Genomic DNA, 25615 nt, shown 5'->3' on the forward strand with positions numbered 1-25615 from the left:
ACCGGTGCGCGACAATGGAGGGATGCCCACCACCACGGATCTGCGCCGGTTGCTGCGCCATCCCGTGGAGTTCGTGGCGGCCGAGGATCCGGCCGCATCGCGCTTCGTGTTTCATGCCCCTGACGGCGACCAAGCGGCCACAGCCAACGAGGCGATCGGTGTCCTGAGCCAGGGCATTCGGGTCATGGCGGCCGACCCCACCGTGCGTGCTTGGGCGACTCCCGCGATCCTCGCTCTGCGCATCATGGCGCGCGGCGCACTGGGCTCGCCGGACTCCACCGAGCTCAACCAGCTGCAGAACGCAGCCATCGGCATCGACACCAACGTCGGCCGGGGCCAGGCCACGATCAACGCGTTCCTCAAGGCATTGGCCGTCGATGCGCCGGCCGCTGCCTCAACACCGCAGCGCACGGCGTACGTCTCGCCGCATGCCGCTCAGCCGCGCAAGCGTGAGACGACGTTCTCGTGGTCGCTCATCGTGTCATTCCTCGAGGAGCCCACGGCAGATCAGGCTGCGGTCGTGCGCCTGAGAGTCCACCCCCGGTCCGGGTCCTGGGCTGCCTTCGACGCCAATGATCTGTTCAACGGCTCGTCCCACCCGCTCGCGACCGACGCGGCCGAGCCCACGACCGCGATGCTCCGCCGGGTCGAGAGCTGGTGGCCGGCTGCCGAGCGGCTCCGTGACCCACACTCCCGTGGCGCGGTGACTGTCGGTCCGGACGAGCTGGCCCGTCTCGGCGACCGATCGCTGGCGCCGACGCTGATGGCCAACCGCATCGAGGTCCGTTGGCCGCCGGAGCTCGTGCGCGAGCTCACGACGACCGCCGTCGTCCGTCGCGAGGAGACCCCCCGATCGGATCGGCCCTCGGCGTTCACCCAGGGTCAGCTCTTCTCGTTCGACTGGCAGGTCGCGCTCGGCGACGACGTCCTCTCCGCCACGGAGCTCGACCAGCTCGCCGGCTCGCAGAGCGGGCTGCTGCGCCTGCGGGACCGCTGGATCTTCGTCGACAAGAGCCGCTTGCAGAAGGTGCTCGACGAGCGATCGAGGGAGATTTCACCGCTCGAGGCGTTGCGCGCCACCGTCACCGGCGAGCTCGAGATCGACGGACGTATGACCGAGGTCGACACGGTCGGCTGGCTCGAGGACGTGCGCCGGCGGCTCGCAGTCCAGGATCGCGACATCGTGCCGGGAGTGCAGCCCGAGGGCCTCGACGGCACGCTGCGCGACTACCAGCTCCAGGGCCTGCGCTGGATGACGCAGCTCGTCGACCTTGGCCTCGGCGGCATCCTCGCCGACGACATGGGACTCGGCAAGACCGTCATGCTCATCGCGCTGCACCTGCAGCGCTCGGTCGACTCCACCGCACCGACGCTCGTGGTGTGCCCGGCCTCGGTGCTGGGCAACTGGGTGCGGGAGATCGAACGATTTGCGCCGGGGGTCAACGTCCGTCGCTATCACGGACCCAAGCGACGCCTCGACGACGTGAAGGACGGGTTCCTCGTCACGACGTACGCCACGATGCGCTCCGACGTCGTCGAGCTGTCCGAGCACGAGCCTGGTTGGGGCCTGGTCGTCGCCGACGAGGCGCAGAACATCAAGAACCCGCACGCACGCACCGCGCAGGCCATTCGCGACATCCCCGCCGAGGCGAGGCTCGCGCTGACCGGTACACCGGTCGAGAACAATCTCTCCGAGTTGTGGGCGATCCTGGACTGGACGACACCTGGTTTGCTCGGGACCTACCAGCAGTTCCGCAACACGTGGTCGCGGGCGATCGAGTCACGCCGCGACTCGGGCAAGGCGTCCGGGTTGTCCCAGCTCATCCGCCCGTTCGTCCTGCGGCGCCGCAAGTCAGACCCGGGCATCGCCCCCGAGCTGCCGCCGAAGATCGAGACCGATCACCGGATCAACCTGACCCGCGAGCAGGTGGGGTTGTACGAAGCGGTCGTCCGCAGCACGATGAGCCAGATCGAGAGCGCACAGGGCATCCAGCGTCGGGGCCTGGTGGTCAAGCTGCTGACCCAGCTCAAGCAGATCTGCAACCACCCGGCACAGTTCCTCCGCGAGCCCGAAGCGCGGCTCACCGGTCGGTCCGGCAAGCTCGGGGTGTTCGACGAGCTGGTCGAGGAGATCGTCGCCGAGGACGGCGCCACACTGGTGTTCACGCAGTACGCCCAGATGGGCAAGCTGCTCACCCGGCATCTCGCGGACAAGAAGATCGCCCACCAGTTCCTGCACGGCGGCACGACGGTGCGAGCGCGGGAAAAGATGGTGCACACGTTCCAGAGCGGCCAGGTCCCGGTCTTCGTGCTGTCCCTCAAGGCCGCTGGCGTGGGCCTCAACCTGACCCGCGCCGACCACGTCATCCACTACGACCGCTGGTGGAATCCCGCCGTCGAGGACCAGGCCACTGACCGGGCGCACCGCATCGGCCAGACCAAGAACGTCCAGGTCCATCGACTCATCAGCGAGGGCACGATCGAGGAGTCGATCGACGAGCTGATCCGCTCCAAGCGTTCCCTCGCCGATGCCGTCGTCAATGGTGGAGAAGGCGCGCTGACCGAGCTCTCCGATGCCGCGCTGGCCGACCTGGTGCGACTGCGGAAGTAGGCGCTCTCGGTCCTACACCTGGTCGACCGTGAAGTGGACCGTGAAGAAGTCGGCTCGGTCGATCGTCACGGCGACGTCGATCTTGCGGCCGTCCTCGGCCGTGACGACGCAGTCAACCGATGCACCCACGGTGCCCTCGAGTTCGTCGGGGCACGCGACCGCGTCGATGCCAGACGCGATCTGACCGCTCAGCAGGCTCGCAACCTGCGCCTCCAGCGTCGTGACCGGGACGACGGCCGGCGGCGGGACCTTGATGCTGAAGGGCACGTTGGTGTCGGTGACGTCGTGGGCCGTGAGAGTCGCGACGTACTTGAGGTCGTTCGCGATCAACGTGCACGAGGCGATGGCGCCGTCTCGCGCGGGCAGCCCCTCGGGGCAGTTGACATCGGACGGAGTCAGGCGCTGCTCTGACGCCTTGGTCCTGACCTGCTGCTGCAACAGATCGGGCCCGACCGAGACGATCGACTCCTTGAGTCCGAACTTCAAGGTGTCGCCCTCCACCGAGCTCGTGGTCGCGGTGACCTCGTACGTCAGTCCCTCCGCCACGAACGCGCAGGTCGTCGTCGCGTCGACCTTGGCCGGTAGTGACTTGGGGCAGTCCAGTCCCGTCGGGTCGATGCCGAGCTTGACGAGACGCTCGGAGACCTTGGCCGCCAGGTCGTCGGCGCTCAGCGACCCACCGCCGGACGAGGCGGAGAACGAGCAGGCGCTCAGCACGAAAACGATTCCGAGGAGAAGGATGCGCATGCTCTCAGCGTCGCAGGCAATCGTCGCTGGGAACGTTGCTTTGACGCACTCGGTCGATCGCGACCCTTGGTGCGCCCTCAGCCGAGGCAGCGCCTGAGGACCTCTATCTCGTAGAAGTACTCGCCCTCGCTCGATGCCCGGCAGGTGCTGCTGAACTTTGCCGGCTGCTCGTTGTAGCGCATCGTGACCAACCCCTTTCCGCCGGCATTCTGATACACCGCCCACTCGATGCTGCCGACCATCCGGCCTGCGACGATGCCGCGCCACGGGTTGGAGCCGTAGGAGTAGGTCTCGCTCGACGGCACCTGGATCTCGCTGCCCGGCGCCTTGATCAGCGCCGCGAACGGCATCGTCGTCTCGCCGTGCGCGAGGCGGAACACCGCAGCGGTCCGGCCCCCGGCGAGTCGGTCGTCGATCTGTGCGAAGGAGTCCTCCAGCAGCGGTCGGGCCTGACGGTGCGAGCCGGTTTCCCCGTCACGGCGGGGCCGTATCAGTAGAAGTACTGCGCATCCTTGAGCTAGTTGAGCACCGCGGCGTCCGCGATCGGCACGTAGCGCTCGAACGTCGAAGCCGTCTCTCCCCGCATCCCCGGCGCGATGACATACATCGAGTAGATGTCGAGCGCCCTGTCGAGCGCATCGCTGAGGCTGTCGACGTGCTCACGGCTGTAGAGACGGCGCAGCACGTTGTCCGCGGCTTCGCGGACAGCACCGGAGCGCTGGATCCTCTTGATCGCGGCCCGTCCGGCCGAGGTCGAGCCGCTGGTGAACACCAGCCCGGAGTCCGTGGTGCGCCGCTCGAGCCGGAGGTGCGGCTCGGCGGCGACCGTCCGGTCCCAGAAGTCCTGGTAGTTCGCCGCAGTGCGTCGGCCGATCCCGAACCACTCGAGGGCGCCGACCATGCTGAGTCGTCCGTAGCCGATCCGCTCCTCGGCCTCCTGGAGCGCCAGCACGTCATCGTAGAAACGCACGCCGATCTCGGTCAGCGCGTCCTGCTGCGATGCGGCCTGCCAGTCCTTGAGCGCACGCTTCTCACGGCTGTCCTTGGTCTGGCTCCGCGAGCCGTGCCGGCCGATCGTCTCCTGGAAGATCTGCTCGTACCCGGCCGGCGGCTCGCCGATCGAGGTCCGCTCCGGATTGCCACAAGGCGTCTGGTTCCCGTAGTGGAGCGCACTGTCGGCCAGGTCCGCCTGAGGAGTCGTTCTCGATCCGAAGTGTGAAGTCGGCACAGTCTAAGCGAGCGAAGCCGCACGCGAACGGAGAAAGTCCACCTGCTCGGTCAGATTTGATCATCGTGACCGCCGACTTCTCGGCCAGGGACGGCGCGGCCTCAGCTCCGCGGGTTCACTCCGCGGCGGCGAGCTGGCCGCAGGCTCCGTCGATGTCACTGCCGCGGGTGTCGCGCACCGTCGTCGGGATGCCCTTGGCGATCAGCCGGCGGACGAACTCACGCTCGTCCTCGGGCCGCGAGGCGGTCCACTTGGAGCCGGGTGTCGGGTTGAGCGGGATCAGGTTGACGTGCACCCAACCCCAGTCGCCGTACGACTGCAGGACGTCGCCGAGCATGTCCGCACGCCATGCCTGGTCGTTGATGTCCTTGATCATGGCGTACTCGATCGAGACGCGACGCTTGGTCTTGTGGGCGTACTCCCACGCGGCCTCGACTGCCTCGTGCACCGACCAGCGGGTGTTGATCGGGACCAGCTCGTTGCGGAGCTCGTCATCAGGGGCGTGCAGCGACAGCGCGAGCGTCACCGGGATGCCCTCGTCGGCCAGCTGCTTCATGCGCGGCACCAGACCGACTGTGCTGACCGTGATGTTGCGGGCGGACATACCGAGTCCATCGGGAGCCGGCGCCACCATGCGGCGCACGGCACCGATCACGGCCTTGTAGTTGGCCATCGGCTCGCCCATGCCCATGAACACGACGTTGGACAGGCGACCCGGGCCACCGGCGACCTTGCCGGTCGCCATGGCGCTGGCACCGTCGACGACCTGGTCGACGATCTCGGCGGCACTCATGTTGCGCTCCAGACCGCCCTGTCCGGTGGCGCAGAACGGGCAGGCCATGCCGCAGCCGGCCTGGCTGGAGACGCAGATCGTGGCCCGGTCGGCGTAGCGCATCAGGACCGACTCGACGAGCGCTCCGTCGAACAGTCGCCACAGCGTCTTGCGGGTCGTGCCCTTGTCGGCCTCCATCGTGCGCACCGGATTGAGCAGGGTCGGCAGCAGCTCGGCGACGATGCGGTCTCGGCTCGCGGCCGGCAGGTCCGTCATGTTGGCCGGATCGCGTTCGAGGCGGCCGTAGTAGTGCTGCGCGACCTGCTTGACGCGGAAGGCGGGCTCGCCGAGCGTCTCGGCGACAGCCGTACGCTCCTCGGCGGTCAGATCGGCGAGGTGGCGCGGGGGCTTCTTGCGTCCCCGCGGCTGCTCGAAGACGAGCGGAAGATTCTTCGGGGACTCAGACACCACCCCATTCTCGCATCCAAGTCCACAAGGCCCGAAATCGTTGCCCTACAACCGCGCGAGACGAGCGACGAACTCGAGCTTGTCGAGCACCGGCGAGGGGATCACGAACGGGTACAGGGGCCCCTTGCCCATGCTGCGGTTGATCTGGTTGAGCGCGATGCTCAGCGGGATCCACACCCCGTTCACGAGATCGCGGAATGACGTGAACGCCGACGGCGCGGACACCGTGGCCAGGCCGTGGGCCGACGCCGTCTCGATCGTGTCGCAGATGTGCAGGTAGTGCGCGAAGGTCTCGGCGAAGTCCTCCCACGGGTGCATCGTGGCGTACTGGCTGATGAAGTCGTCGCGCCACTCCGGCGGGGCGCCTTCGCCGTAGTGCCGCTCGACCGCTTCGGCATAGCTCTGGCGATCATCGCCGAACAGCTCACGGAACTCCTCGAGCAGATCACCCCGCACCAGCTGCTGCCAGTAGAAGTGCCCGATCTCGTGCCTGAAGTGGCCCAGCATCGTGCGGTACGGCTCGTCCATCGACACCCGCAGGCGTTCGCGGTGCACATCATTGCCCTCGGCCAGGTCGACTGTGATGACGCCGTCAGCGTGTCCCGTGACGACCTTCTCCTGAACACTCGACAGCAGGTCGAACGCGAGGCCGGTCTCCGGATCGTCCTCCCGAGTGCGGATCGCGAAGCCGAGTCCGTCGAGCTCCACGATCAGCCGCCGCTTGGCGGTCTCGGCAATCGAGTACTCGCTCAGGCCCTTGACGTCGTCGTCGGACGGCCGGGTGCGGGTCAGGTTGCAGCTGAAGCAGCGCCCACCGGGCGCGTCCGAGAGCCACGTGCACCCCGACAGCGAGGAATTGGCGCAGACGTGCCAGACGCTGCCTGTCGCGTCGACGTACTGCCCGTGCTGGTCGACCGGCACGATCGCCTTCTCCTCGCGGGAGAAGCCGAGATGGGACGAGCACGACATGCAGATCGAGTTCTCGAAGTAGAGGGCGTTGCCACACACGCGGCAGGAGAAGGCTTTCACCGGGCAAGTCTGTCAGGGTCGCCTGAAATGGCCAGTCGCACGGCCGTGGGTCATGTCACGCGTGGCCTACTGAGGCGCAACGTCGACCTCGACGTGGAGCGACGACGTCTTGGCTTCGGTGAAGATCACGCCCTTCACCGGTGGCACGTCGGCATAGTCCCGGCCCCATGCCAGGGTGACGTAGCGGTCGTTGGCCCACTGGTCGTTGGTCGGGTCGATCGCGAGCCATCCCCCGTCAGGCACCCACACCGCGGCCCACGCGTGCGTCGCGTCGGCGCCGACAATCCGCTCCTTGCCCGGAGGCGGGGTCGTCGCGAGATAGCCGCTGACGTAGCGCACCGCCAGACCGTGCGAACGCAGGCAGGCCAGGGTGAGGTGGGCGAAGTCCTGACACACCCCGGCCCGTTGCTCAAAGATGTCGTCGACCGTCGTCGTGACGGTCGTGGCGGTCTTGTCGTACGCGAAATCGGTGTGGATCCGGTGCATGAGGTCCGTGGCGGCCTCCCCGATCGGACGACCTGGTGACAACGACTCTGCGGCGTAGGCATGGGCGGCGGCGGTCTGGTCGGCCAGAGCGGATGCGAGGACGAAGTCCTGGGCGCGCCACGCGTCGTCGATGTCCGAGCGCCCCATCGGGCGCGCCGACTCCCACGGGGTGGCGAGCGCGATGTCGTCGTACTGGGGGAGCTGGACCTCCACCTCGCTCGTCGCGAGTATCCCGAGCACCCGATGTGGCGACGTGACCTGGAAGTACGTGGCGGTGTTGCCGTAGTAGTCCTGGTCGTCCGTGCAGTCGACCGTCACCGGATCGAGGGTCAGGCCGTGCGAGACGACGTGCTGCCACGGCAGCTCGCGCGGCACCAGGTAGGCGATGCCCAGGCTGTCGGTGACGTCATCGTCGTAGGAGTACGTAGTGCGGTGCGACACCCGGTAGCGCCGGGTCTCGCGCGATCCGGTGCTCATTCCTGCACCCCCGCCGCAAAACCGAACGACCGTGCCGTGGGGCTGGCCGCGAAGTGCACGTGGCCGACCGCGTCGGCGAACCTGGTGAGCTGCCCGACGTAGCCGTCCAGGAACCGCTCGAGGTTGGGCCGGTTCTCGCCCTCGATCGCGGTCAGAGCGGCGATGTCCGCCCGGTCCAGCTCCTCGGCGAGGTCGTCGAGCAGGCGCTCAGGCCGCGTCGAGCCGGTCGATCCCGGCATCGCCGCGAGGTGCTCCCTCAGCTCACCGATCCCGAACGCCAGGGATCGCGGGTTGTCGGCATCGGTCAACAGCAGCTCGAGCACGCCCGCAAGACGGACATAGCCGCGGTAGCGTCGCCGGTGCGTCACAGCGCTCTCGGCGGCCGCCAGCACGGCGTTGTTGAGGTCACGGTCGACGTCGATACCCCGCCGCACCGTCGTGGTCGAGCGGAGCAGGTGGCACAGCTGCAGACCACGCTCGATAGCCCGTCCGGCGCCGATCAGGTGCCAGCCCGGGTCACGCATCATGTTGGCGGTGACGCCCTGCAACGACAGGACGCCGGTCAGCATGCGTCCAGCGCTCTCGGCGACCTGATGACTGTAGTGATAGCTCACCAGCGCCGACGCGGCGCGATCGGTCGAGCCGAACGCCTGCCATGTGTCGGGCGAGAACTGGTCACGCATGCTTTGAGCGGTCTCCCGCAGGGCGCTGACGGACTGGGCCACCGAACCCGCGCGGTGTGCGTCCAGCAGCAGCGAGCGGAAATTGTCGTCGAACCGGTCAGGATCGTCCGGCGAGCCGGCGAGCCGGGCGATGGCACCCATCAGCACCGCGAGACTCGCGCCACCCGCGCTGCGCGGGCGGGACCCGAAGTCGTCGGCACTCGCGTGCGCCGTCAGGACGAGCCGCAGCATGTCCTCCGCCCGCTCGGCGTAGCGGCCGAACCAGAACATGTCCTCCAGGACGCGGGGAACCATCGCCGCGGGCGCGCGCACGTTCGTGACCGGCAGGACTTCGGTCAGACCCTGGTCCGGGTCGTCGGGGCTGTCCTTGAGCACCCAGACGTCCTTGCTGGACGCTGGCAGGCCTGCCTCGAAGACCGTGGCCAGCCCGCCGACCAGTGGCCGGTAGGTCGAGCCGTAGCGGAGCGTGAATGAGCGCAGCGTCAGCACTCGGGGGCGTACGCCTCGCGCGTGGAGAGTCGGCGACTGCGACAGAGCCAGCGGCTCCTGTCCGACGTAGCGGTGTGGGGCGGCGAGAATCGCCGCGCGCACCTGATCGACCGGCCGGTCCCCGAGGTCGTCCGGGTGGTCGATCGACCTGACGATCAGGTCGTCGAGATGCTCCAAGACGTAGGCACGGGAACGTGGGTCGCCGGTCCAGTACGTCTGCACCGACGGTAGGCGCAACGGCTCGTCGAGCAGCATCTCGCACATCGCCGACATGAACGGCAGCAGGCCGGGATTCTCCAACACGCCAGCGCCGAGACCGTTGACGACGCGGACGGTGCCACGGCGGACCGCCTCGGAGAGCCCGGCAACACCCAGCTGGGAGTTCTTGCGGAGCTCGAGCGCGTCGCTCCACGCGGCATCGACCCGGCGCAGGATCACGTCGACCCGCTCCAGCCGGTCGAACACCCGCATCCAGACGGCGCCGTCGCGCATCACCAGGTCGCTGCCCTCGACCAGCGGGAAGCCCAGGCTCGACGCCACGAAGGCCTGGTCGTACGCCGTCTCGGACTGCGTGCCCGGCGAGAGCACCACGACCCGCGGGTTGGGACTGTCGTTGGGCGCCGACTCGATCAACGTCGAGCGGAGCGCCTGGAAGAACGGCGCCATGCGGTGCAGTCCGGCCTGGCGGTAGAGCTCGGGGAGGACCCGCGAGATCACGCGGCGGTTTTCCATCGCGTAGCCGATGCCCGACGGTGCCTGTGCCCGGTCGGCAAGCACCTGCCACTCCCCGGCCGTGTTGCGGCCCAGATCAGCGGCGGCCAGGAGCAGGGGGCGTGGATCGTGCGCGGATGCGCGGGCGGAGACCCGCAGGAAGCCCTCGTGCCCGAACACCACCGAGGGTGGCAGCACGCCCGAGGACAACAGCCGCTGCGGGCCGTAGAGGTCCACCAGGATCGCGTTCAGCAGCTCGGTGCGCTGCGCCAGGCCCACCGCGAGCGGGGCCCACTCGGCCGCCCCGATGATCAGCGGGAACGGGTCGAGACGCCATGGCCCTGAGCTCTGCTCGGGCGGCGTGTACGTCACGCCATCGTTGGCCAGGAACCGCTCGATGTCACCGCCGACCCGGCGCAGGTCGCCCTCGGTCAGCTGCACGGCGCTCTCGGCCAGCATCTTCCAGCCGGGCCGCAGGCTGCCGTCGGGCGCCACGACCTCGTCGTAGCGGGCCGGACCGTCCGACAGCGTGGGTTGGGTCACCGCCGCGGAGTAGTCGCGAAGCGCCGTCATCGACGGGCCGGCCTCATCGTCAGGTGACCGGGACCAGTGCGTGCAGGATCAGCCACGCGATCGGGGCGACCGCGATCAGCGAGTCGAGACGATCCATCAGGCCACCGTGGCCGGGCAGGAGGTCGCCCATGTCCTTGATGCCGAGGTCACGCTTGATCAGCGACTCCGACAAGTCACCCAGCGTCGCGAAGACCACGCCCGCGACGCCCAGGATGATGCCGACCCACCAGTCGCCATCAAGGGCGTACGTGATCGTGACGATGCCCGCGGCGATGCCGAAGAACAACGAACCGGCGAAGCCCTCCCAGGACTTCTTGGGGCTGATGGTCGGAGCCATCGGGTGCTTGCCGAACAGCACGCCGGCGATGTAGCCACCGATGTCCGAGGCGATCGTGGCCACGATGAACGCGACGATGCGCCACGGGCCGTCGTCCTCGACCAGCATCAGGATGACGAACGTGCCCATCAGGAACAGGTAGCCCAGCACGAAGACGCCGGCGCTGCTGTCGCGGACGAAACCCTCGGCGCCGTCGGAGAGGCGCCAGACGAGCGTCCCGATGACGGTCAGCGCCAGGGCAACCGACGCAGTCTCCATCCCACCGAGGTAGGTGCCGACCAGCATGATCGTCCCGCCGACCAGGACCGGCGCGACGGGGATTCGAATCCGGGCGGTGGAGAAGGCCCGGCTCAGCTCGAACAGGCCGATCCCCAAGGCGATCGCGACGACCCCGATGAAGACCTGCTTCTGGATGAACAGCGCCGCCAGAACCATCCCGACGAGGCCGAGGCCCACCGCGATCGAGGCAGGCAGATTGCGCCCTGCCCGGCTGGTCTTCTCCGCGGCGACGGGGGGCTCCGGTCTCTCCGCAGGAGACTCAGATGTCAAGGAGTTCTGCCTCTTTGTTCTTGAGCATCTCGTCGATCGTCTCGACGTACTTCTTGGTCAGGCCGTCGAGGCGCTTCTCCGCACCGACGTTCTCGTCCTTGCTGATCTCGGAGTCCTTCTCGGCCCGGTCCATCGCCTGCTTGGCGTTGCGGCGCTGGTTACGCACGGCGACGCGGCCCTCCTCGGCCTTGCTCTTGGCAAGCTTGATGTACTCCTTGCGGCGCTCCTCGGTGAGCTCGGGAAGCGTCACGCGCAGGACCTTGCCGTCGTCGCTGGGGTTGACCCCGAGGTCGGACTCACGGATGGCCTTCTCGATCGCGGCCTTGGCACCCACGTCGTACGGCTGGATGATGACGGTGCGTGGCTCGGGGACCTGGAAGCCCGCGAGCTGGTTCAGCGGGGTCTGCTGACCGTAGTACTCGGCCGTGATCTGGGCGAACATCGCCGGGGGGGCGCGTCCGGTGCGGATCGCGGCAAACTCGTCGCGGGTGTGCTCGACGGCCTTGGCCATCTTGGTGTCCGCTTCACGCAGGGTCTGGTCAATCACGATGTCTCCATCCGGTTCTGGCGGGTCCGACGCCTAGGCGGCGTGGACAAGCGTTCCGATCTTCTCACCACGAAGGACACGGGCGATGTTCCCCTCGCCCTCCATGCCGAACACGATCATGGGCAGGTCGTTCTCCATGCACAACGCAAAGGCGGCGGCGTCGACGACCTTGAGCCCGAGACGCAGCGCATCGTCGAAGGTGATCTCGTCGAACTTGTGAGCGGTCGGGTCGGTCCGCGGGTCGGCGGAGTAGACCCCGTCGACACCACTCTTGGACATCAGCACGGCATCCGCACCGATCTCGAGCGCGCGCTGGGCCGAGACCGTGTCGGTCGAGAAGTACGGCATGCCAGCACCGGCACCGAAGATCACGACGCGACCCTTCTCGAGGTGGCGGATCGCCCGGCGCGGGATGTACGGCTCGGCGACCTGACCCATCGTGATGGCCGACTGCACGCGGGTCTCGATGCCCTGCTTCTCGCAGAAGTCCTGCAGTGCGAGGCAGTTCATCACGGTGCCCAGCATGCCGATGTAGTCGGCCCGCGAGCGGTCCATACCCCGCTGGCTCAGCTCGGCGCCGCGGAAGAAGTTGCCTCCTCCGACAACGATCGCGACCTCGACCCCCTCCGCGACTGCCTCGGCGACCTGCTTGGCGATGCCGTTGACGACGTCCGGATCGATGCCGATCTTGCCACCGCCGAACACCTCTCCCGAGAGCTTCAGCAGGACGCGCTTGAGCGCATGACCAGAGGCCGGACCATCGACTTCCTGAGCGGTGTCAGTGTCCATGTTCCGGCCTCCGATGTTGGTCGTGCGAACGGGGTGTCAGGCGCCGATCTCGATGTGCGCGAAACGCTTGAGCGTGACGCCTGCCTCATCGAGGAGAGCCTTGACGGTCTTCTTGCTGTCCTGCACCGAGGACTGGTCGAGCAGCACGGTGTCCTTGAAGAACCCGTTGAGGCGTCCTTCGGTGATCTTGACGATGGCCTGCTCGGGCTTGCCCTCTTCGCGTGCCGTGGCCTCGGCGATCTCGCGCTCCTTGGCGACGATCTCGGCGGGGACCTCCTCACGTGTGAGGTAGCGCGGACGCATCGCCGCGATCTGCATCGCGACGCCGCGGGCGACCTCGTGACCGGCTTCGTCACCCTCGAACTCCACCAGCACGCCGACGGCGTGCGGCAGGTCGCTGGCGCGACGGTGCATGTAGATCGCCACGTTGCCGTCGAAGCTGGCAACCCGGCCCAGCTCGATCTTCTCGCCGATGACGACGGCCAGGTCGGCCACGGCTTCGGTAACGGTCTTGCCGCTAGCGAGCTTCGCCGGGGCGAACGCTGCTGCATCGGCCGGCTTGAGCTCGTCGGCCAGAACCGCAAGCTCCTCGGCCAGCGCGATGAACTGCTCGTTCTTGGCAACGAAGTCGGTCTCGGAGTTGAGCTCGACGATCGCGCTACCGAAGTTGGCGACGAGCCCGGCCGAAGCCTCACGCTCGGCGCCACGCTTGGCAGCCTTGGCGGCGCCCGAGATGCGGAGCACCTCGATCGCCTTGTCAAAGTCGCCGTCGGCCTCGGTGAGCGCCTTCTTGGCGTCCATCATGCCCGCGCCTGTGGCGTCGCGGAGCCTCTTGACCTCTGTGGCAGTGATAGCCATGGTTGTCTTCTCGCTTCTCAGTTAGTCGTGTGCCTGAGTCACTCGGCAGTCTTGGCCGGTGCCTTCTTGGCGGCGGGAGCCTTCTTGGCCGGAGCCTCGTCAGCGGCGGCTTCGTCAGCAGCAGCGGCCTTCTTGGCCGGTGCCTTCTTGGCGGCGGGAGCCTTCTTGGCCGGAGCCTCGTCAGCGGCAGGCGCCTCAGCAGCAGAAGCCTCGTCAGCGGCAGCGGCCTTCTTGGCAGCCGGGGCCTTCTTGGCCGGAGCAGTAGCTTCGGCGGCGGGCGCCTCGGCAGCCGGTGCCTCGACCTTGGAGTCGGCAGCTGCAGCATCGGCAGCCGGCTTCTCGGCCGCAGCGGCCTCAGCAGCCTTGGACTCCAGGAGCTCGCGCTCCCAGTCGGCCAGGGGCTCCTCGGCGCCAAGCTCGGCGCCGGGCTCCTCTTCACCGGTCTTGCTGCCACCGCGGGCGATGAGACCCTCGGCAACTGCGTCGGCGATGACACGGGTCAGCAGGCCGACCGAGCGGATCGCGTCGTCGTTGCCCGGGATCGGGAAGTCAACGTCGTCGGGATCGCAGTTCGTGTCGAGAATCGCGATGATCGGGATACCGAGCTTCTTGCACTCGTCGACCGCGAGGTGCTCCTTCTTGGTGTCGACGATCCACGCGGCGGCCGGCGTGCGGCCCATGTCGCGGATGCCGCCGAGGGTGCGCGAGAGCTTCGCGTACTCGCGGCTCATGTGGAGGAGCTCCTTCTTCGTGCGGTTCGATCCCGCAACGTCGTCGAAGTCGATCTCCTCAAGCTCCTTCATACGCTGAAGGCGCTGGTGCATCGTCTGGAAGTTGGTGAGCATTCCGCCGAGCCAACGCTGGTTGACGAACGGCATGCCGACACGCTTGGCCTGCTCCTCGATCGGCTCCTGCGCCTGACGCTTGGTGCCGACGAACAGGATCGTGCCGCCGCGGGCCACGGTGGTCTTGACGAAGTCGTAGCCGGCATCGATGTAGGCCAACGACTGCTGGAGGTCGATGATGTAGATGCCGTTGCGCTCGGTGAAGATGAAGCGCTTCATCTTGGGGTTCCAACGACGGGTCTGGTGCCCGAAGTGGACGCCGCTCTCGAGCAGCTGGCGCATGGTGACGACTGCCATGGTCGTAATCTCCTTGTGGCACACGTGTGCCATTCCTGGTTGACTCACCGCCGGTCGGCGATGACCTGGCGCCTGCCGCGTGCAGCCCACTCCCTGAGGGAGACCAGGACCGCATCCGTATTCGGCTCTCACGTCATACGGAAGAACAGGCGCGCGAATTCCACCTCCGAAGAAGTGGTTGTCGACAGTCTAGGGCACCGAGCCGTCCCGGAGGAAATCCACAACCGCCGCGTTGTGAGAGCGGCTTCCACAGCCGGACCCGGGGGTGGTGCGCGGTCGACCTCGGCTGCGTTGGCTGGTCCCATGATCCCCCGATTCACGGCCCTCGCAGTCCTCCTACTGCTCGGCGCCTCGCCGGCAGGTGCGGCCACATCGCAGCCCTGGGCGTGGCCGCTCCAGCACCACACTGTGGACGAGCGCTTCGACCCACCCGCCAGCCCGTACGGAGCCGGCCATCGGGGCGTCGACATCGCAGCCAACGCCGGCGATGCGGTCCGCGCCGTGGCCGCTGGCCGGGTTTCGTTCGCGGGCCAGGTCGGCGGCACCGGGGTGCTGACGATCGATCACGGCAGTGAGCGATCCACCTATCAGCCGGTCCGGGCCCGCGTCTCGGTCGGTGATGCGGTCCGCCGCGGTCAGGTCGTCGGGACTCTGCTCGGCACGCCGAGTCACTGCGTGGACGCCTGCCTGCACCTCGGCCGGCTGATCGGCGAGGACTACCGCGATCCGCTCGACCTGCTCGGCGGTGGACGCTTCCGGCTGATCAGCCCGCACGGCACGCCACCTCCTCCGCCGGTCGGGACCGGCGGCGACCTGGTGCGGCCGGTCGGTGGGCCGATCACCTCGCCATACGGGATGCGGGTGCACCCCGTCACGCGGGCGCGCAAGCTGCACGACGGCACGGACTTCGGAGTGCCCTGCGGCACGCCGGTGCACGCGGCGGCCAGTGGCACCGTGGTGGCTCGGTCGTACCGCGGCGCATACGGCCGACAAATTGTGATCCGTCACCGGTCCGGCTTCGAGACCTCCTACAGTCATCTGAGCGTCCAGTCGGTCGCGATGGGCGCTCGGGTCACTTCGGGCGAGGTCATCGGCCGATCCGGCACGACGGGCCTGTCGACCGGCTGCCACCTGCACTTCATGGTCGTCCGGTCCGGAAAACCCGTGAATCCCCAGGACTTTCTCTAGCCGCCTTGCATCTGCCCCGCAGCCTCAGGCGCGCGGATGTGCGAGCTTGTAGGCGGAGCGCAGCCGTTCGGTGCTGACGTGGGTGTAGATCTGCGTCGTGCCGAGCGAGGAGTGACCCAGGATCTCCTGCACGCTGCGCAGGTCGGCGCCACCTTCGAGCAGGTGGGTCGCCGCTGTGTGCCGCAGACCGTGCGGACCGATGTCTGGTGCCCCGTCAACCGCGGCGAGCCTCTCGTGGACGACCCGACGAACGGCTCGCTGGTCCATCCGTCCCCCGCGAGTCCCCAGGAACATCGCCGCACCGCTCAGATCTACTGCCAGCTCAGGCCGGCCTCGTTCGAGCCAGAGCTCGACGGCCTCAGAGGCCGGCAGACCGTAGGGCACGGATCGCTCCTTGCTGCCCTTGCCGAGCACCCGGACGACCCGTCGGCCGCGATCAAGGTCATCGATGTCGAGCCCGACGAGCTCCCCGACCCGGATGCCGGTTGCGTAGAGCAGCTCGAGGATCGCCAGGTCACGCAGCCCACGCGCACCCTCGTCGACGAGCGAAGCAACGGTCGTGTCGAGCAGCGCCCTGACCTCGGCCTGGCTCAGCGCCACCGGGAGCTCTCGATGCGCCTTGGGGCTGGCCAGGAGTGCGCCTGCGTCGGTCGGCGCCTGCCCCGTTCGGGTCAGCCATGCGGTGAAGACCCGCGCCGACGTCGCCCGGCGGGCGATCGTGGTCCTGGCCCGGCCCAGGGTCTGCAGGTTGGCCAGCCAGCTGCGCAGCGCACGAAGGGACAGATCGGCCGGATCAGTCACGCCGAGCCGCTCGGCGTGGGTCGCGAGACTCTCCAGATCGGTCAGGTAGGCGCGGACCGTGTGCGTCGCGAGGCCGCGCTCAGCCTGCAGGTGTTGCTCGTACGCGGCCAGGATCGCCGACCACGACTCACCGAGGCCCTCCAACTGTGCTGTCATCGACTCCAGTGTCCGCCGGTCGATGGCTCACACCGCGTCGGCGCGCCGGGCGAGCATCCATGCGGAGCCGACCCTGGCCGCGAGCCCGCGCAGCTCCAGCAAGTCCAGTGCAGCGCGCACGTCCTTGGTCGTGAGTTGCACGGCCGAGGCAATCTCGGCAACCTGGTGGGCCGTGCCCCAGTCGAGGCCCTCCAACGTGCTGCGTGCCGCCGTGGGCAACCGGTCGAGCTCGGTCATCGGCAATGTCGGCTGCTCCTCGCTGCCGGCGCCCAGCCCGGACAGCTCCGCGACGGCCTCGCGCCCAGTCGTGACCAGCACTGCCTTGCCTGCTCGGACTGCCGCATGGGTGCCTGCCGACTGACGCGACGTCACCGGGCCCGGGAGTGCCATCGTCGTGCGGCCGAGCTGGTCAGCCCAGTTGAGCGTGTTGAGCGATCCGCTGCGCACCGCTGCCTCGACCACCAGAGTCCCGCGGGTCGCGGCAGCGATGATCCGGTTGCGCGACAGGAACCGCTGCTTGAGGGGCCGCTCCCCCGGCGCCTGCTCGCTCAGGACGACCCCGGCCTCGGCGATCCGGCCGAGCAGCGCCGAATGCGATGCGGGGTAGTCCAGGTCAGCGCCGCACGCCAGCACCGCGGCGGTCGGAGAGCCCATCAGGAGCGCACCCCGATGGGCGCAACCGTCGACGCCGTAGGCCGCACCGCTGATCACGGTCCAGCGCGCATCGGCGCAGTCCGCTGCGAGATCGGATGTGCACTCCGCGCCGTAGGTCGTGCAGTCACGCGCTCCGACGATCGCCACGCTTCGCTCGCACATCTCCCCCAGGTGTCCGGCGCCCCGCAGCCAGAGCCCGACCGGCGCCCCGGTCGCGCCGTGCAAGGGCTCGACGTGATCGAGGTCGGACAATCCCGGCGGCCATTCCTTGTCGCCCGGCGTGATCCACCGCAGTCCTGCCGCCCTGGCTCGGCCCGCGGCGGCTTCGGCCAGGGGCTCGATCTGACGCCCCCGCTCGATCCATGCGCTCGGGATCACGGCATCGGACAGCCGATGGCGCCCGACGACTGCGGCGAGGATCTCGGCCGGCTCGTGGGCCAGCAGGAGGTCACGCAGCCGCGGATCACCCGGCTCGACGACCAGGCTCAGACCGAGCCGGTCCTGCCGGGTCACGAGGCCTGCACCAGGTCACGCAGGGCACTACCCAGCGGGGTCCCGCGTCGTAGCGACAGAGCCGTGTCGACGTCGTCGGCCGTGGGCACCGCGTGACCGTGCAGGTCCGCGACGCTCCACGACAGGCGAAGGATCCGGTCGGCCGAACGCGGGTTGAGCTTTGCGGTGCGCAGCTGCTGATCGACCAGGGCGCGACCCGGGTCGCTGACCGGCCATCGTTTGCGCAGCTCGACTCCCGGCACCTCGCTGTTGAGCCGCCACGACGTCTCTCGCAGCCTGTGCCGCTGCCGCTCGCGAGCCTCGGCAACGTCGATCGCAAGCGCGGCGGTCGAGCGCGCTCCCGAGAGGGCCGAGACCAGCTCGGGTCGCGAAAGTGGCGACAGGCTGCGGTGGATGTCGATGCGGTCGCGGATCGGTCCGGACAACCGATCGCCATAGCGACGCCGCATCAGCGGGGTGCACCGGCATTGGTCACTGACCGCTGAGCTCAGCCCGCACGGGCACGGATTGGCGGCCAGGACGAGCTGGAAGTGTGCGGGGTAGGCCGCGGTCATTGCAGCCCGGGAAACCACGACGCGACCGCTCTCCAGCGGCTGCCGCAACGCCTCGAGCACATTGGACGCGAACTCCGGCGCCTCGTCCAGGAACAGCACGCCGTGATGAGCCAACGAAAGCGCACCGGGACGGATGGACCGGCTGCCCCCGCCGACGATCGACACGGCACTCGCCGTGTGGTGCGGATCCAGGAACGGCGGCCTCCTCAGCAGCGGTGCATCGCTGGGCAGAACCCCGGCGACCGAGTGGACAGCGCTCACCGCGAGAGCTTGCTCGTGCGTCAGGTCGGGGAGCAGTCCGGGCAGCCGCTGCGCGAGCATCGTCTTGCCGATGCCGGGAGGTCCGGTCATGAGCAGGTGGTGACCTCCGGCTGCCGCCACCACGAGCGCCATGCGGGAGTCCTCCTGGCCCGCGATGTCGGCCAGGTCGAGATGGCTCAAACGATCCGCCGACGTCCACGACATGCTCGGGACCTCGTCAAGTGGCGGCACGGGTGGATCGTCCGGCTCCTCGCCACCGGTCAGCAGGGCGACGACTTGCCGGAGGGACCGGACGCCGATGACCGACACGCCGCCGACCAGCTCGGCCTCGGGCGCATTGACCTCGGGCACGAAGATTCGATCGAATCCGGCCTCGACCGCCGCGAGGGTTGCCGGCAGCACCCCCCGGATGGCGCGCAGCCGGCCGTCCAGAGCAAGCTCGCCGAGAAACACGGCGCCGGCCAGCCGATCGGCCGGCACCAAGGACTTGGCCGCGAACACCGCCAGCGCGATGGCCAGGTCGTAGTGCGAGCCGGTCTTGGGCAGCGTCGACGGTGCCAGGTTGATCGTGACCCGCTGATCGGGCCAGGTGGTGCCCGAGTTGGACACCGCCGAGCGGCACCGGTCGCGGGCCTCGCTGACCATGGTGTCGGCCAGGCCTACCAGCACCGTGGCGGGCAGCCCGCCGGAGATGTCGACCTCGACCTCGATTGGCCGTCCCGACATGCCGTCGAGAGTCACCGAGTGCGTCGCGGCAGCCATCAGGCGACCCCGGCGATGCGCGCGACGACGGGCGCCCCACGCGGTGGCACGACGACCGACACCACATCGATGCGGACGCTGGGCGGATCGACGTCGTGGACCTCCAACCAGTGCATAGCGAGGCGTCTGAGCCGAGCCGCCTTGTGACCCGTCACGGCCTCGAACGGACCGCCGTGGCGCGTGGAGGTGCGGGTCTTGACCTCACAGATGACCAACGTCGCCCCGTCGCGGGCCACGATGTCGACCTCACCGAACCGGCATGTCCAGTTGCGGGCCAGCACCACCATCCCGAGCGACTCGAGGTGGTCGGCGGCGATCCGCTCGCCGAAGGTGCCAAGGGCCTTGTTGCGCGCGTACGTCATGGTCCCAGCGTCGTCCGAGTCGTCCCGGCATGGCAGGCTCGATCGACGAGACTGTGGATGGTGACCCGCGCGCCACCCGGTGTGGAAACTCAGCTTCCAGAGACGGGCACTCCGTCCTGGAGAGACGCACGCAGGAGCGCCCGCGCCGCCCACCGCATCTGGGTGGCTGCCTCGGCCCGAGACAGGCCGCCGACGTCAGTCAGCCATACCAGAGCTTCAATCCCGGTAGCACTGCGAATCGCTCGGGCCAGGCTCTGCACCCCGGCGTCGGTCAGCTGCGTACGTACGGGCTCCAACGCCTCGACGATCCAACCAATGGCGCGTCCCTGCCGCAGCGGCAGGTCCTGTCGATTGGGAACGTCATCGGCGAGCGAGAGGCGGAGCATCGTGCGCTGTTGACTCTCGGTCTCGATGATCAGGGACGTGAACGCCTGGATCACTGCGTCGAGTCGCGGCTCCGGATCTTCAGGTGCGTCATCCCCGAGCAGAGAGCGAGCGTCGGTCTCCGGGTGGGCCGCTGCCAACAACCCATGCTGGCTTGTGAAGTAGCGGTACGCCGTAGTGCGCGAGACGGCTGCCGCGTCGGCCACCTCGGGGATCGTGGGCGTCAACCCCTGGGCGACCATCTGACGGGCCGCCGACACCAAGGCAGCACGGGTGCGGTTCTTCTGATCGGTACGTCCTCCGGCTTCATAACCTGTTGACATACACGAAATGGTACTGCAGTCTCTTTATGGGACACGTATCCCATAAAGAGTCGAGGCAAACATGAGCACCCAGACCACCCCACACGCAGTCGTCCGCGCTGACATGGACGGGGAGCGCCGATGGTTCGCCGGCGGCGGCATGCACACGTGGAAGGTGCACAGCGAGGAGACCGGCGGGGCCTTCATGCTTTTCGAGCACCGGATGGAGCAGGGCAAGCAGACTCCGCTGCACACGCACCCCGATTCGGACGAGACCATGATCGTCCTCGAGGGCGAGATCGTGATGCACATGGACGGCGTGGATCACCGTGTCGGCCGTGATGGCGTGGCAGTCGCGACACGCGGGCTCCCCCACGCATTCATGGTCACCTCGCCGTTCGCGCGCCTGCTGTGCCTGCACACGCCGGGGTGCTGCGAGGCGTTCTACCGTGACGCCAGCGACCTCGCGGTCGACGGCGAACCCGGCGGCGCCGTGGACTTCGATCGGGTTCGCTCCTCCGCCGCCCGCAACGGCGGGATCGAGCTGCTGGGTCCGCCACCGTTCACGCAGTCCTGACTCAGTCCGTGACGGGCACCTTGAAGTCCGAGCCCTGCAGCTCCTCGACGTTGACGTCCTTGAAGGTCAGGACCTTGACGTTCTTGGCGAACCGCGCGGGGCGGTAGATGTCCCACACCCAGGCGTCGTTCATCGAGACCTCGAAGTAGGCGTCGCCGGTCTCGGACCGCACCTTCACATCGACTTGATTGCACAAGTAGAAGCGGCGATCGGTCTCGACAACGTACTTGAAGATCGACACAACGTCGCGATACTCACGATAGAGCGCGAGCTCCATCTCCGACTCGTAACGATCGAGATCCTCAGAGCTCATGGCAGACCTGCATCACTGTTCGCTCGCTCATGCGGTGCGCCCTTCCATTGCTGCTCGTACGTTGACATATCGCCTGCGGTGCTCGGGGCACGGGCCGTTGAGCTCCAACGCCCGCTGGTGGACCGGCGTGCTGTAGCCCTTGTGCGTGGCGAACTCGTACGCCGGATAGTCCTCGTGCAGCCGCACCATCATCCGGTCGCGCGTCACCTTGGCGATGACCGAGGCGGCCGAGATCGATGCCGCCACCCGATCACCCTTCCACATCGCCAAGCCCGGAGCACCCAGGCCATCGACGGGAAAACCGTCGGTCAGGACATAGCCCGGACGCACCGACAACCGAGCCAGGGCTCGGCGCAGCGCCGCGATGTTGGCGACGTGCAGGCCCATGCGATCGCACTCGCCTGCCGGGACCACGACGACCGATACGTCGACGGCTCGATCCATGATCAGCTCGAAGCAGGCCTCACGGCGCTTCTCGGTGAGCAGCTTGGAGTCCGCCAGGCCCCTGATGGGGCGGTCGAGGATCACAGCGGCGGCCACCAATGGCCCCGCACACGCGCCACGGCCGGCCTCGTCGACGCCGGCAACCGGATGCAGGCCCTGCCGGGCGAGCGCACGCTCGAACCCGTAGAGCCCGGCATCACGCCGGATCGTCGAACCCTTGGCCAGCCGTGTCACGCAGTGAGCCTAGCCGCAACTGATGACGCTGCGGCGACGGACGCGCAGACGCTCAGATGTCGCGCTTTTCCTTGATCTTGGCGGCCTTGCCGCGCAGGCTGCGGAGGTAGTAGAGCTTGGCGCGGCGCACGTCGCCGCGGATCGCGACCTCGATCTTCTCGATCACGGGGGTGTGCAGCGGGAACGTACGCTCCACGCCGACGCCGAAGCTGACCTTGCGGACCGTGAACGTACGGCCGACGCCCGAGCCCTGCACCTTGATGCAGACGCCCTTGAACACCTGGACGCGCGAGCGGGTGCCCTCGATGACCTTGACGTGCACGTCGAGCGTGTCGCCGGCGCGGAAGTCAGGAAGATCGGTGCGCAGTGCTGCGTTGCCGACCTGATCGACGATGTTGGTCATGGTGTTCTCCTCGCTGGTGCCACAGGTCACCGACGGATAGCTTGCGAAAATGAGGGGGGTCGTGCGGCGGTCATCACGATTCCCCTGAGGCAGAATCGTCAGCGCCAAGGGTCAATGTTGCCACATGCGGCCGGTCCGGAGGAAATCGGCCGTCCGGCTCAGGTCAGCAGATCGGGGCGGCGCTGCCGCGTACGTTCCAGCGCCTGCTCCCGGCGCCATGTGGCGATCGCTGCATGATTGCCCGAGAGCAGGATCTCCGGCACGTCCAGACCCCGCCAGCTGGACGGTTTGGTGTAGACGGGGTACTCCAGCAGGCCGTCGTCGCCGTGCGACTCCTCGACCAGGGACTCGGGGTTGCCCATGAAGCCGGGGATCAGGCGGACGATCGCCTCGATCATCGCCAGCGCGGCGACCTCTCCCCCGTTGAGCACGAAGTCGCCCAACGACACCTCTTCGACCCGCCAGCGGTCTGCGGCATGGTCGATGACGCGTTGGTCGATGCCCTCGTAGCGACCGCAGGCGAAAACCAGATGGCCCTCACGGCTGAGCCGGTCAGCACCACGCTGCGTGAACGGGACGCCCGACGGCGTCGGGACGACGATGACGCTCTCAGGGGTGCTCAGCGCGTCGAGTGCCTCACCCCACGGCTCGGCCTTCATGACCATGCCGGCCCCGCCGCCGTACGGCGTGTCGTCGACGCTGCGGTGCTTGTCGGTCGTGAAGTCGCGCAGGTCGTGAGTCGTGACCTGCAGCAGGCCCGACGCCTGGGCCTTGCCCGCCAGCGACAACTGGAGGGCATCCAGGTAGGCCGGGAAGATGGACAGGACGTCGATCTGCACGGTCAGTCGCTCGTCTCGGCCCGGGTCGGGTCGAGCAGCCCCTCGATCTCGTTGATCGTGACGAAGCCTCCCGCGACATCGACGACAGGCACGATCTCGGTGACGAACGGCACGAACACCTCGCGGTCGTCGATCTTGACCGCCAACGTGTCCTGGTGAGGTCCGTGGACGATGCCGGTGACAGTACCCACGACGGTGTCGCCGGTGCGCGCCTCGAGGCCGACCAGCTGGTGGTCGTAGAACTCTTCCGGATCCGCCGGCACGTCCAGCGGATCGACGAACGCCTCGAGGATCGTGCCGTGGATGGCCTCAGCCGCATTGCGGTCCGGGATCTCCTTGAACGCGACGACCAGCCGGCCGCTGTGGTGCCGGGCGGAGGCAACCGTGAGGGTGCGCTTGCCGCACACGACCGACGAGCCCGGAGCGAAACGTCGCTCGGGCTCGTCGGTGCGGATGTCGACGTTCAGCTCGCCGCGAATTCCGTGGGCCCGGCCGATACGACCGATGACGACCTGCACGGGATCAGCTCCGGCGATCGACGTCCACGAAGTCGATGCGCGCACCGCCACGTCCGGCGATCGCGCCCGCGACCTTGCGGATGGCGGTGGCCGTGCGGCCCTGTCGGCCGATGACCTTGCCGAGGTCGTCGGGATTGACCCGGACCTCGAACAGCTCGCCGTTGCGCGTCTGCTTGGCACGAACCTCGACGTCGTCAGGACTGTCGACGATGCCGGCGACGAGATGCTCGATGACCTCGATGATGGGTGCCACGGTCAGGCCTTGGCCTCGTCGGCGGCCTTGGGCTCTTCAGCCTTCGGCTCGTCGGCCTTGGGCTTGTCAGCCTTCGGCTCTTCAGCCTTCGGCTCTTCAGCCTTCGGCTTGTCAGCCTTCGGCTCGTCGGCCTTCGGCTCGTCGGCCTTCGGCTCTTCAGCCTTGGGCTCGTCGGCCTTGGCAGCAGCCTTCTTGGCAGCGGCGGCCTTCTTGGTCGTCGCGTCGGCCTTGGCCTCGCTGTGGAGCTCCTTGAGGGCGTCCTGGAAGATGTCTTCCTTCGAGCGCTTCTCCTCGGCGAACTTCATGGTGTTCTTGCCACCGATGTCGCCGGTGATCTTGAGCAGCGCAGCGACGGCCTCGGTCGGCTGAGCGCCGACTCCGAGCCAGTACTGGGCGCGCTCGCCATCGACCTTGATGATCGACGGGTCGGCCTTGGGGTTGTACGTACCGATCTCCTCGATGACGCGTCCGTCGCGCTTGGTGCGCGAGTCGGCGATGACGATGCGGTAGAACGGCGTACGAATCTTGCCCATGCGCTTCAGGCGAATCTTGACTGCCACGAGTGTGGTGTCTCCTCAGATGTATGAATGTGGTGATCTGCCGGTGTCGCGTGGGGACACGGCCGACGAGATCGGTGAGCCGGAGTGCACGGAGATGAGAGGGTCCCCGATGCGTACCGGACGCAAGGAGTCATTCTGCCAGAACACCCGCCGTGGCTCCAATTCGGTGCTGCGCTCGGATCAGACGAGCGGCTTGCCAGCCCGGATCCGGCGACGCACGTCCCACATGTAGATGTTGAACGGGAACTCTCGCACGGGCCGTGGTGAGAACCGCGAGACCCACCCGCACGCACGGAAGAACCGGTCGAACCGCCGCTGCTGACCTGAGCTCCACGTCGCCTGCATCTGGTCGCGCAGAACCTGCGGCAGGAAGCCGATCGTGAAGAACCGACTCGACGGCGCGAACGGCCACCGCAGCCAGGCGGGCAGCTGTTCGAGGTTGGTCAGCGACCACAGGTACTTGCGGGTCATGTCGTCGATCTCGCACCGCGCCAGCCCTTGCTCCCAGTACACCGCGAAGGCCGCGCGATCGGTCGGCCACTGGTCGCGGGTGACCTGCAACGAGGTGCCGAGCGTGGCCGCCTCTTGGTAGAGGTGGTCCGCCACGTCTTCGTCGAGCGGGCCGTGCAGCGCCTCGTGGCCCAGGACGAATCCCATGTAGAGGCAAGCGGCGACCCACAGCTGGAGGTCCTTGTTGAACGCGTTGAACTTCACCTCCGCACCCGGTGCGGATTGCACCTGACGGTGCACCCGGTTGACCGCCTCGCGATACGCGTCGATCTCGGCATCGGTGCCCAGCGTCGCGACGGCCAGATAGCTCAGCGTCGTCCGCAGCCGCTTCATTGGGTGTTTGAAGACGTTCCCGCTCTCCACCGAGCCGTGGATCACGCCATGCCCGACAGGCCGCAACGCCAGCTGCATGATGACGTTGGCGGTCGCCCCCTGCAGCATGATCGGGTCGAACGTGTAGCGCAGACGGTGATCGTCCGGGAGGACGGTGGTGGCTGGCATCGCAGCTCCAATTGTGAGAACAGATGTTCT

The 25615-nt window shown here is 68.0% G+C and carries 27 protein-coding genes and 1 pseudogene; 3 read left to right on the forward strand and 25 right to left on the reverse strand.

The genetic code is table 11. From position 1 onward, the window contains the following. The first annotated feature begins 22 nt into the window (after window positions 1-22). Window positions 23-2611 carry a DEAD/DEAH box helicase gene (locus tag C6I20_RS09645; protein WP_118395768.1) on the forward strand — a complete coding sequence of 863 codons (2589 nt, stop codon included), beginning with the start codon at window positions 23-25 and terminating at the stop codon, window positions 2609-2611. A gap of 12 nt (window positions 2612-2623) precedes the next feature. On the opposite strand, the gene C6I20_RS09650 is transcribed toward C6I20_RS09645, so the two are convergent. From C6I20_RS09650 to rpsB, 12 genes are all read right to left on the reverse strand, one after another. Continuing rightward, complete coding sequence (locus C6I20_RS09650; RefSeq protein WP_118395769.1) at window positions 2624-3358, reverse strand: DUF4333 domain-containing protein; 735 nt, start codon at window positions 3356-3358, stop codon at window positions 2624-2626. A 77-nt stretch (window positions 3359-3435) separates the two neighbouring features. Next, complete coding sequence (locus C6I20_RS09655; protein WP_118395770.1) at window positions 3436-3738, reverse strand: hypothetical protein; 303 nt, start codon at window positions 3736-3738, stop codon at window positions 3436-3438. Between the two features lie 137 nt (window positions 3739-3875). Continuing rightward, window positions 3876-4586: a hypothetical protein gene (locus C6I20_RS09660; RefSeq protein ID WP_118395771.1), complete on the reverse strand. Its 711-nt coding sequence runs from the start codon at window positions 4584-4586 to the stop codon at window positions 3876-3878. Window positions 4587-4701: 115 nt separating this feature from the next. Beyond that, on the reverse strand, window positions 4702-5826 hold the full coding sequence (gene rlmN, locus C6I20_RS09665; RefSeq protein WP_118398787.1) for a 23S rRNA (adenine(2503)-C(2))-methyltransferase RlmN: 1125 nt from the start codon (window positions 5824-5826) through the stop codon (window positions 4702-4704). A 45-nt stretch (window positions 5827-5871) separates the two neighbouring features. Next, window positions 5872-6855, reverse strand: a complete 984-nt coding sequence (locus C6I20_RS09670; protein WP_118395772.1) for a putative zinc-binding metallopeptidase — start codon at window positions 6853-6855, stop codon at window positions 5872-5874. A 66-nt stretch (window positions 6856-6921) separates the two neighbouring features. After that, window positions 6922-7818, reverse strand: coding sequence for a transglutaminase family protein (locus C6I20_RS09675; protein ID WP_118395773.1), 897 nt, complete (start codon window positions 7816-7818; stop codon window positions 6922-6924). Then, window positions 7815-10274: a circularly permuted type 2 ATP-grasp protein gene (locus C6I20_RS09680; protein ID WP_118395774.1), complete on the reverse strand. Its 2460-nt coding sequence runs from the start codon at window positions 10272-10274 to the stop codon at window positions 7815-7817. The genes C6I20_RS09675 and C6I20_RS09680 overlap by 4 nt, the downstream gene beginning before the upstream one ends. A gap of 19 nt (window positions 10275-10293) precedes the next feature. Beyond that, on the reverse strand, window positions 10294-11160 hold the full coding sequence (locus tag C6I20_RS09685; protein ID WP_118395775.1) for a phosphatidate cytidylyltransferase: 867 nt from the start codon (window positions 11158-11160) through the stop codon (window positions 10294-10296). Next, window positions 11150-11704 (reverse strand): ribosome recycling factor, encoded by a 555-nt coding sequence (gene frr / locus C6I20_RS09690; RefSeq protein WP_174232975.1) that lies wholly within the window; start codon window positions 11702-11704, stop codon window positions 11150-11152. Before frr ends, C6I20_RS09685 begins: the two co-directional genes overlap by 11 nt. Before the next feature lie 36 nt (window positions 11705-11740). Beyond that, window positions 11741-12496, reverse strand: coding sequence for a UMP kinase (gene pyrH, locus C6I20_RS09695; protein WP_118395777.1), 756 nt, complete (start codon window positions 12494-12496; stop codon window positions 11741-11743). A 36-nt stretch (window positions 12497-12532) separates the two neighbouring features. Beyond that, complete coding sequence (gene tsf, locus C6I20_RS09700; RefSeq protein ID WP_118395778.1) at window positions 12533-13354, reverse strand: translation elongation factor Ts; 822 nt, start codon at window positions 13352-13354, stop codon at window positions 12533-12535. A 38-nt stretch (window positions 13355-13392) separates the two neighbouring features. Then, window positions 13393-14496 carry a 30S ribosomal protein S2 gene (gene rpsB, locus C6I20_RS09705; RefSeq protein WP_118395779.1) on the reverse strand — a complete coding sequence of 368 codons (1104 nt, stop codon included), beginning with the start codon at window positions 14494-14496 and terminating at the stop codon, window positions 13393-13395. A 303-nt stretch (window positions 14497-14799) separates the two neighbouring features. Between rpsB and C6I20_RS09710 the strand changes: the two genes are divergently transcribed. Next, the gene (locus C6I20_RS09710; RefSeq protein WP_118395780.1) at window positions 14800-15684 is read left to right on the forward strand and encodes a peptidoglycan DD-metalloendopeptidase family protein; all 885 of its coding nucleotides are present in this window, start codon (window positions 14800-14802) and stop codon (window positions 15682-15684) included. A gap of 24 nt (window positions 15685-15708) precedes the next feature. Here the strand turns inward: C6I20_RS09710 and C6I20_RS09715 are convergent, their stop codons facing one another. The 5 genes from C6I20_RS09715 to C6I20_RS09735 all read right to left on the reverse strand — a co-directional run bounded on the left by C6I20_RS09715 (window position 15709) and on the right by C6I20_RS09735 (window position 20454). Beyond that, complete coding sequence (locus C6I20_RS09715; protein ID WP_118395781.1) at window positions 15709-16641, reverse strand: tyrosine recombinase XerC; 933 nt, start codon at window positions 16639-16641, stop codon at window positions 15709-15711. 27 nt (window positions 16642-16668) lie between these two features. After that, entirely contained in the window at window positions 16669-17808 is a 1140-nt protein-coding gene (locus C6I20_RS09720) for a DNA-processing protein DprA (protein WP_118395782.1), read from the reverse strand. After that, window positions 17805-19385 (reverse strand): YifB family Mg chelatase-like AAA ATPase, encoded by a 1581-nt coding sequence (locus C6I20_RS09725; protein ID WP_118395783.1) that lies wholly within the window; start codon window positions 19383-19385, stop codon window positions 17805-17807. The genes C6I20_RS09720 and C6I20_RS09725 overlap by 4 nt, the downstream gene beginning before the upstream one ends. Further along, window positions 19385-19747, reverse strand: a complete 363-nt coding sequence (locus tag C6I20_RS09730) for a YraN family protein (protein ID WP_118395784.1) — start codon at window positions 19745-19747, stop codon at window positions 19385-19387. Before C6I20_RS09730 ends, C6I20_RS09725 begins: the two co-directional genes overlap by 1 nt. Before the next feature lie 89 nt (window positions 19748-19836). Next, window positions 19837-20454, reverse strand: coding sequence for a TetR/AcrR family transcriptional regulator (locus C6I20_RS09735; protein ID WP_118395785.1), 618 nt, complete (start codon window positions 20452-20454; stop codon window positions 19837-19839). A 61-nt stretch (window positions 20455-20515) separates the two neighbouring features. Here C6I20_RS09735 and C6I20_RS09740 point away from each other — a divergent pair, with 61 nt between their 5' ends. Next, a complete protein-coding gene (locus C6I20_RS09740; RefSeq protein ID WP_118395786.1) occupies window positions 20516-21010 on the forward strand; it encodes a cupin domain-containing protein in 495 nt (164 codons plus the stop codon). Window position 21011: 1 nt separating this feature from the next. On the opposite strand, the gene C6I20_RS09745 is transcribed toward C6I20_RS09740, so the two are convergent. The 8 genes and pseudogenes from C6I20_RS09745 to C6I20_RS09780 form a co-directional block, all read right to left on the reverse strand. Continuing rightward, window positions 21012-21323, reverse strand: a complete 312-nt coding sequence (locus C6I20_RS09745) for a DUF2469 domain-containing protein (protein ID WP_118395787.1) — start codon at window positions 21321-21323, stop codon at window positions 21012-21014. A 27-nt stretch (window positions 21324-21350) separates the two neighbouring features. Continuing rightward, window positions 21351-22001 (reverse strand): ribonuclease HII, encoded by a 651-nt coding sequence (locus C6I20_RS09750; RefSeq protein ID WP_118395788.1) that lies wholly within the window; start codon window positions 21999-22001, stop codon window positions 21351-21353. 52 nt (window positions 22002-22053) lie between these two features. Further along, the gene (gene rplS / locus C6I20_RS09755; protein WP_118398789.1) at window positions 22054-22404 is read right to left on the reverse strand and encodes a 50S ribosomal protein L19; all 351 of its coding nucleotides are present in this window, start codon (window positions 22402-22404) and stop codon (window positions 22054-22056) included. Window positions 22405-22562: 158 nt separating this feature from the next. Further along, window positions 22563-23243, reverse strand: a complete 681-nt coding sequence (trmD, locus tag C6I20_RS09760) for a tRNA (guanosine(37)-N1)-methyltransferase TrmD (protein ID WP_118395789.1) — start codon at window positions 23241-23243, stop codon at window positions 22563-22565. A 2-nt stretch (window positions 23244-23245) separates the two neighbouring features. Continuing rightward, window positions 23246-23761, reverse strand: coding sequence for a ribosome maturation factor RimM (rimM, locus tag C6I20_RS09765; protein WP_118395790.1), 516 nt, complete (start codon window positions 23759-23761; stop codon window positions 23246-23248). Window positions 23762-23765: 4 nt separating this feature from the next. After that, a complete protein-coding gene (locus C6I20_RS09770; protein ID WP_371682632.1) occupies window positions 23766-24014 on the reverse strand; it encodes an RNA-binding protein in 249 nt (82 codons plus the stop codon). 128 nt (window positions 24015-24142) lie between these two features. Beyond that, window positions 24143-24574: pseudogene (rpsP, locus tag C6I20_RS09775) on the reverse strand (30S ribosomal protein S16); the annotation flags it as partial. Window positions 24575-24754: 180 nt separating this feature from the next. Further along, on the reverse strand, window positions 24755-25585 hold the full coding sequence (locus C6I20_RS09780) for an oxygenase MpaB family protein (protein WP_216822845.1): 831 nt from the start codon (window positions 25583-25585) through the stop codon (window positions 24755-24757). Window positions 25586-25615: the final 30 nt, after the last annotated feature.

Origin of the sequence: Aeromicrobium sp. A1-2, assembly GCF_003443875.1 — a bacterium.
Taxonomy (GTDB): Bacteria; Actinomycetota; Actinomycetes; order Propionibacteriales; family Nocardioidaceae; genus Aeromicrobium.

Coding starts and splice junctions, on each gene's coding strand:
- C6I20_RS09715 (WP_118395781.1), bottom strand. CDS start 16,641: ATGACAGCACAGTTGGAGGGCCTCGGTGAGTCGTGGTCGGCGATCCTG.
- rpsB (WP_118395779.1), bottom strand. CDS start 14,496: ATGGCAGTCGTCACCATGCGCCAGCTGCTCGAGAGCGGCGTCCACTTC.
- C6I20_RS09645 (WP_118395768.1), top strand. CDS start 23: ATGCCCACCACCACGGATCTGCGCCGGTTGCTGCGCCATCCCGTGGAG.
- C6I20_RS09650 (WP_118395769.1), bottom strand. CDS start 3,358: ATGCGCATCCTTCTCCTCGGAATCGTTTTCGTGCTGAGCGCCTGCTCG.
- rplS (WP_118398789.1), bottom strand. CDS start 22,404: ATGACCAACATCGTCGATCAGGTCGGCAACGCAGCACTGCGCACCGAT.
- C6I20_RS09740 (WP_118395786.1), top strand. CDS start 20,516: ATGAGCACCCAGACCACCCCACACGCAGTCGTCCGCGCTGACATGGAC.
- C6I20_RS09725 (WP_118395783.1), bottom strand. CDS start 19,385: ATGGCTGCCGCGACGCACTCGGTGACTCTCGACGGCATGTCGGGACGG.
- C6I20_RS09710 (WP_118395780.1), top strand. CDS start 14,800: ATGATCCCCCGATTCACGGCCCTCGCAGTCCTCCTACTGCTCGGCGCC.
- C6I20_RS09780 (WP_216822845.1), bottom strand. CDS start 25,585: ATGCCAGCCACCACCGTCCTCCCGGACGATCACCGTCTGCGCTACACG.
- C6I20_RS09680 (WP_118395774.1), bottom strand. CDS start 10,274: ATGACGGCGCTTCGCGACTACTCCGCGGCGGTGACCCAACCCACGCTG.
- C6I20_RS09730 (WP_118395784.1), bottom strand. CDS start 19,747: ATGACGTACGCGCGCAACAAGGCCCTTGGCACCTTCGGCGAGCGGATC.
- C6I20_RS09675 (WP_118395773.1), bottom strand. CDS start 7,818: ATGAGCACCGGATCGCGCGAGACCCGGCGCTACCGGGTGTCGCACCGC.
- tsf (WP_118395778.1), bottom strand. CDS start 13,354: ATGGCTATCACTGCCACAGAGGTCAAGAGGCTCCGCGACGCCACAGGC.
- C6I20_RS09735 (WP_118395785.1), bottom strand. CDS start 20,454: ATGTCAACAGGTTATGAAGCCGGAGGACGTACCGATCAGAAGAACCGC.
- C6I20_RS09745 (WP_118395787.1), bottom strand. CDS start 21,323: ATGAGCTCTGAGGATCTCGATCGTTACGAGTCGGAGATGGAGCTCGCG.
- pyrH (WP_118395777.1), bottom strand. CDS start 12,496: ATGGACACTGACACCGCTCAGGAAGTCGATGGTCCGGCCTCTGGTCAT.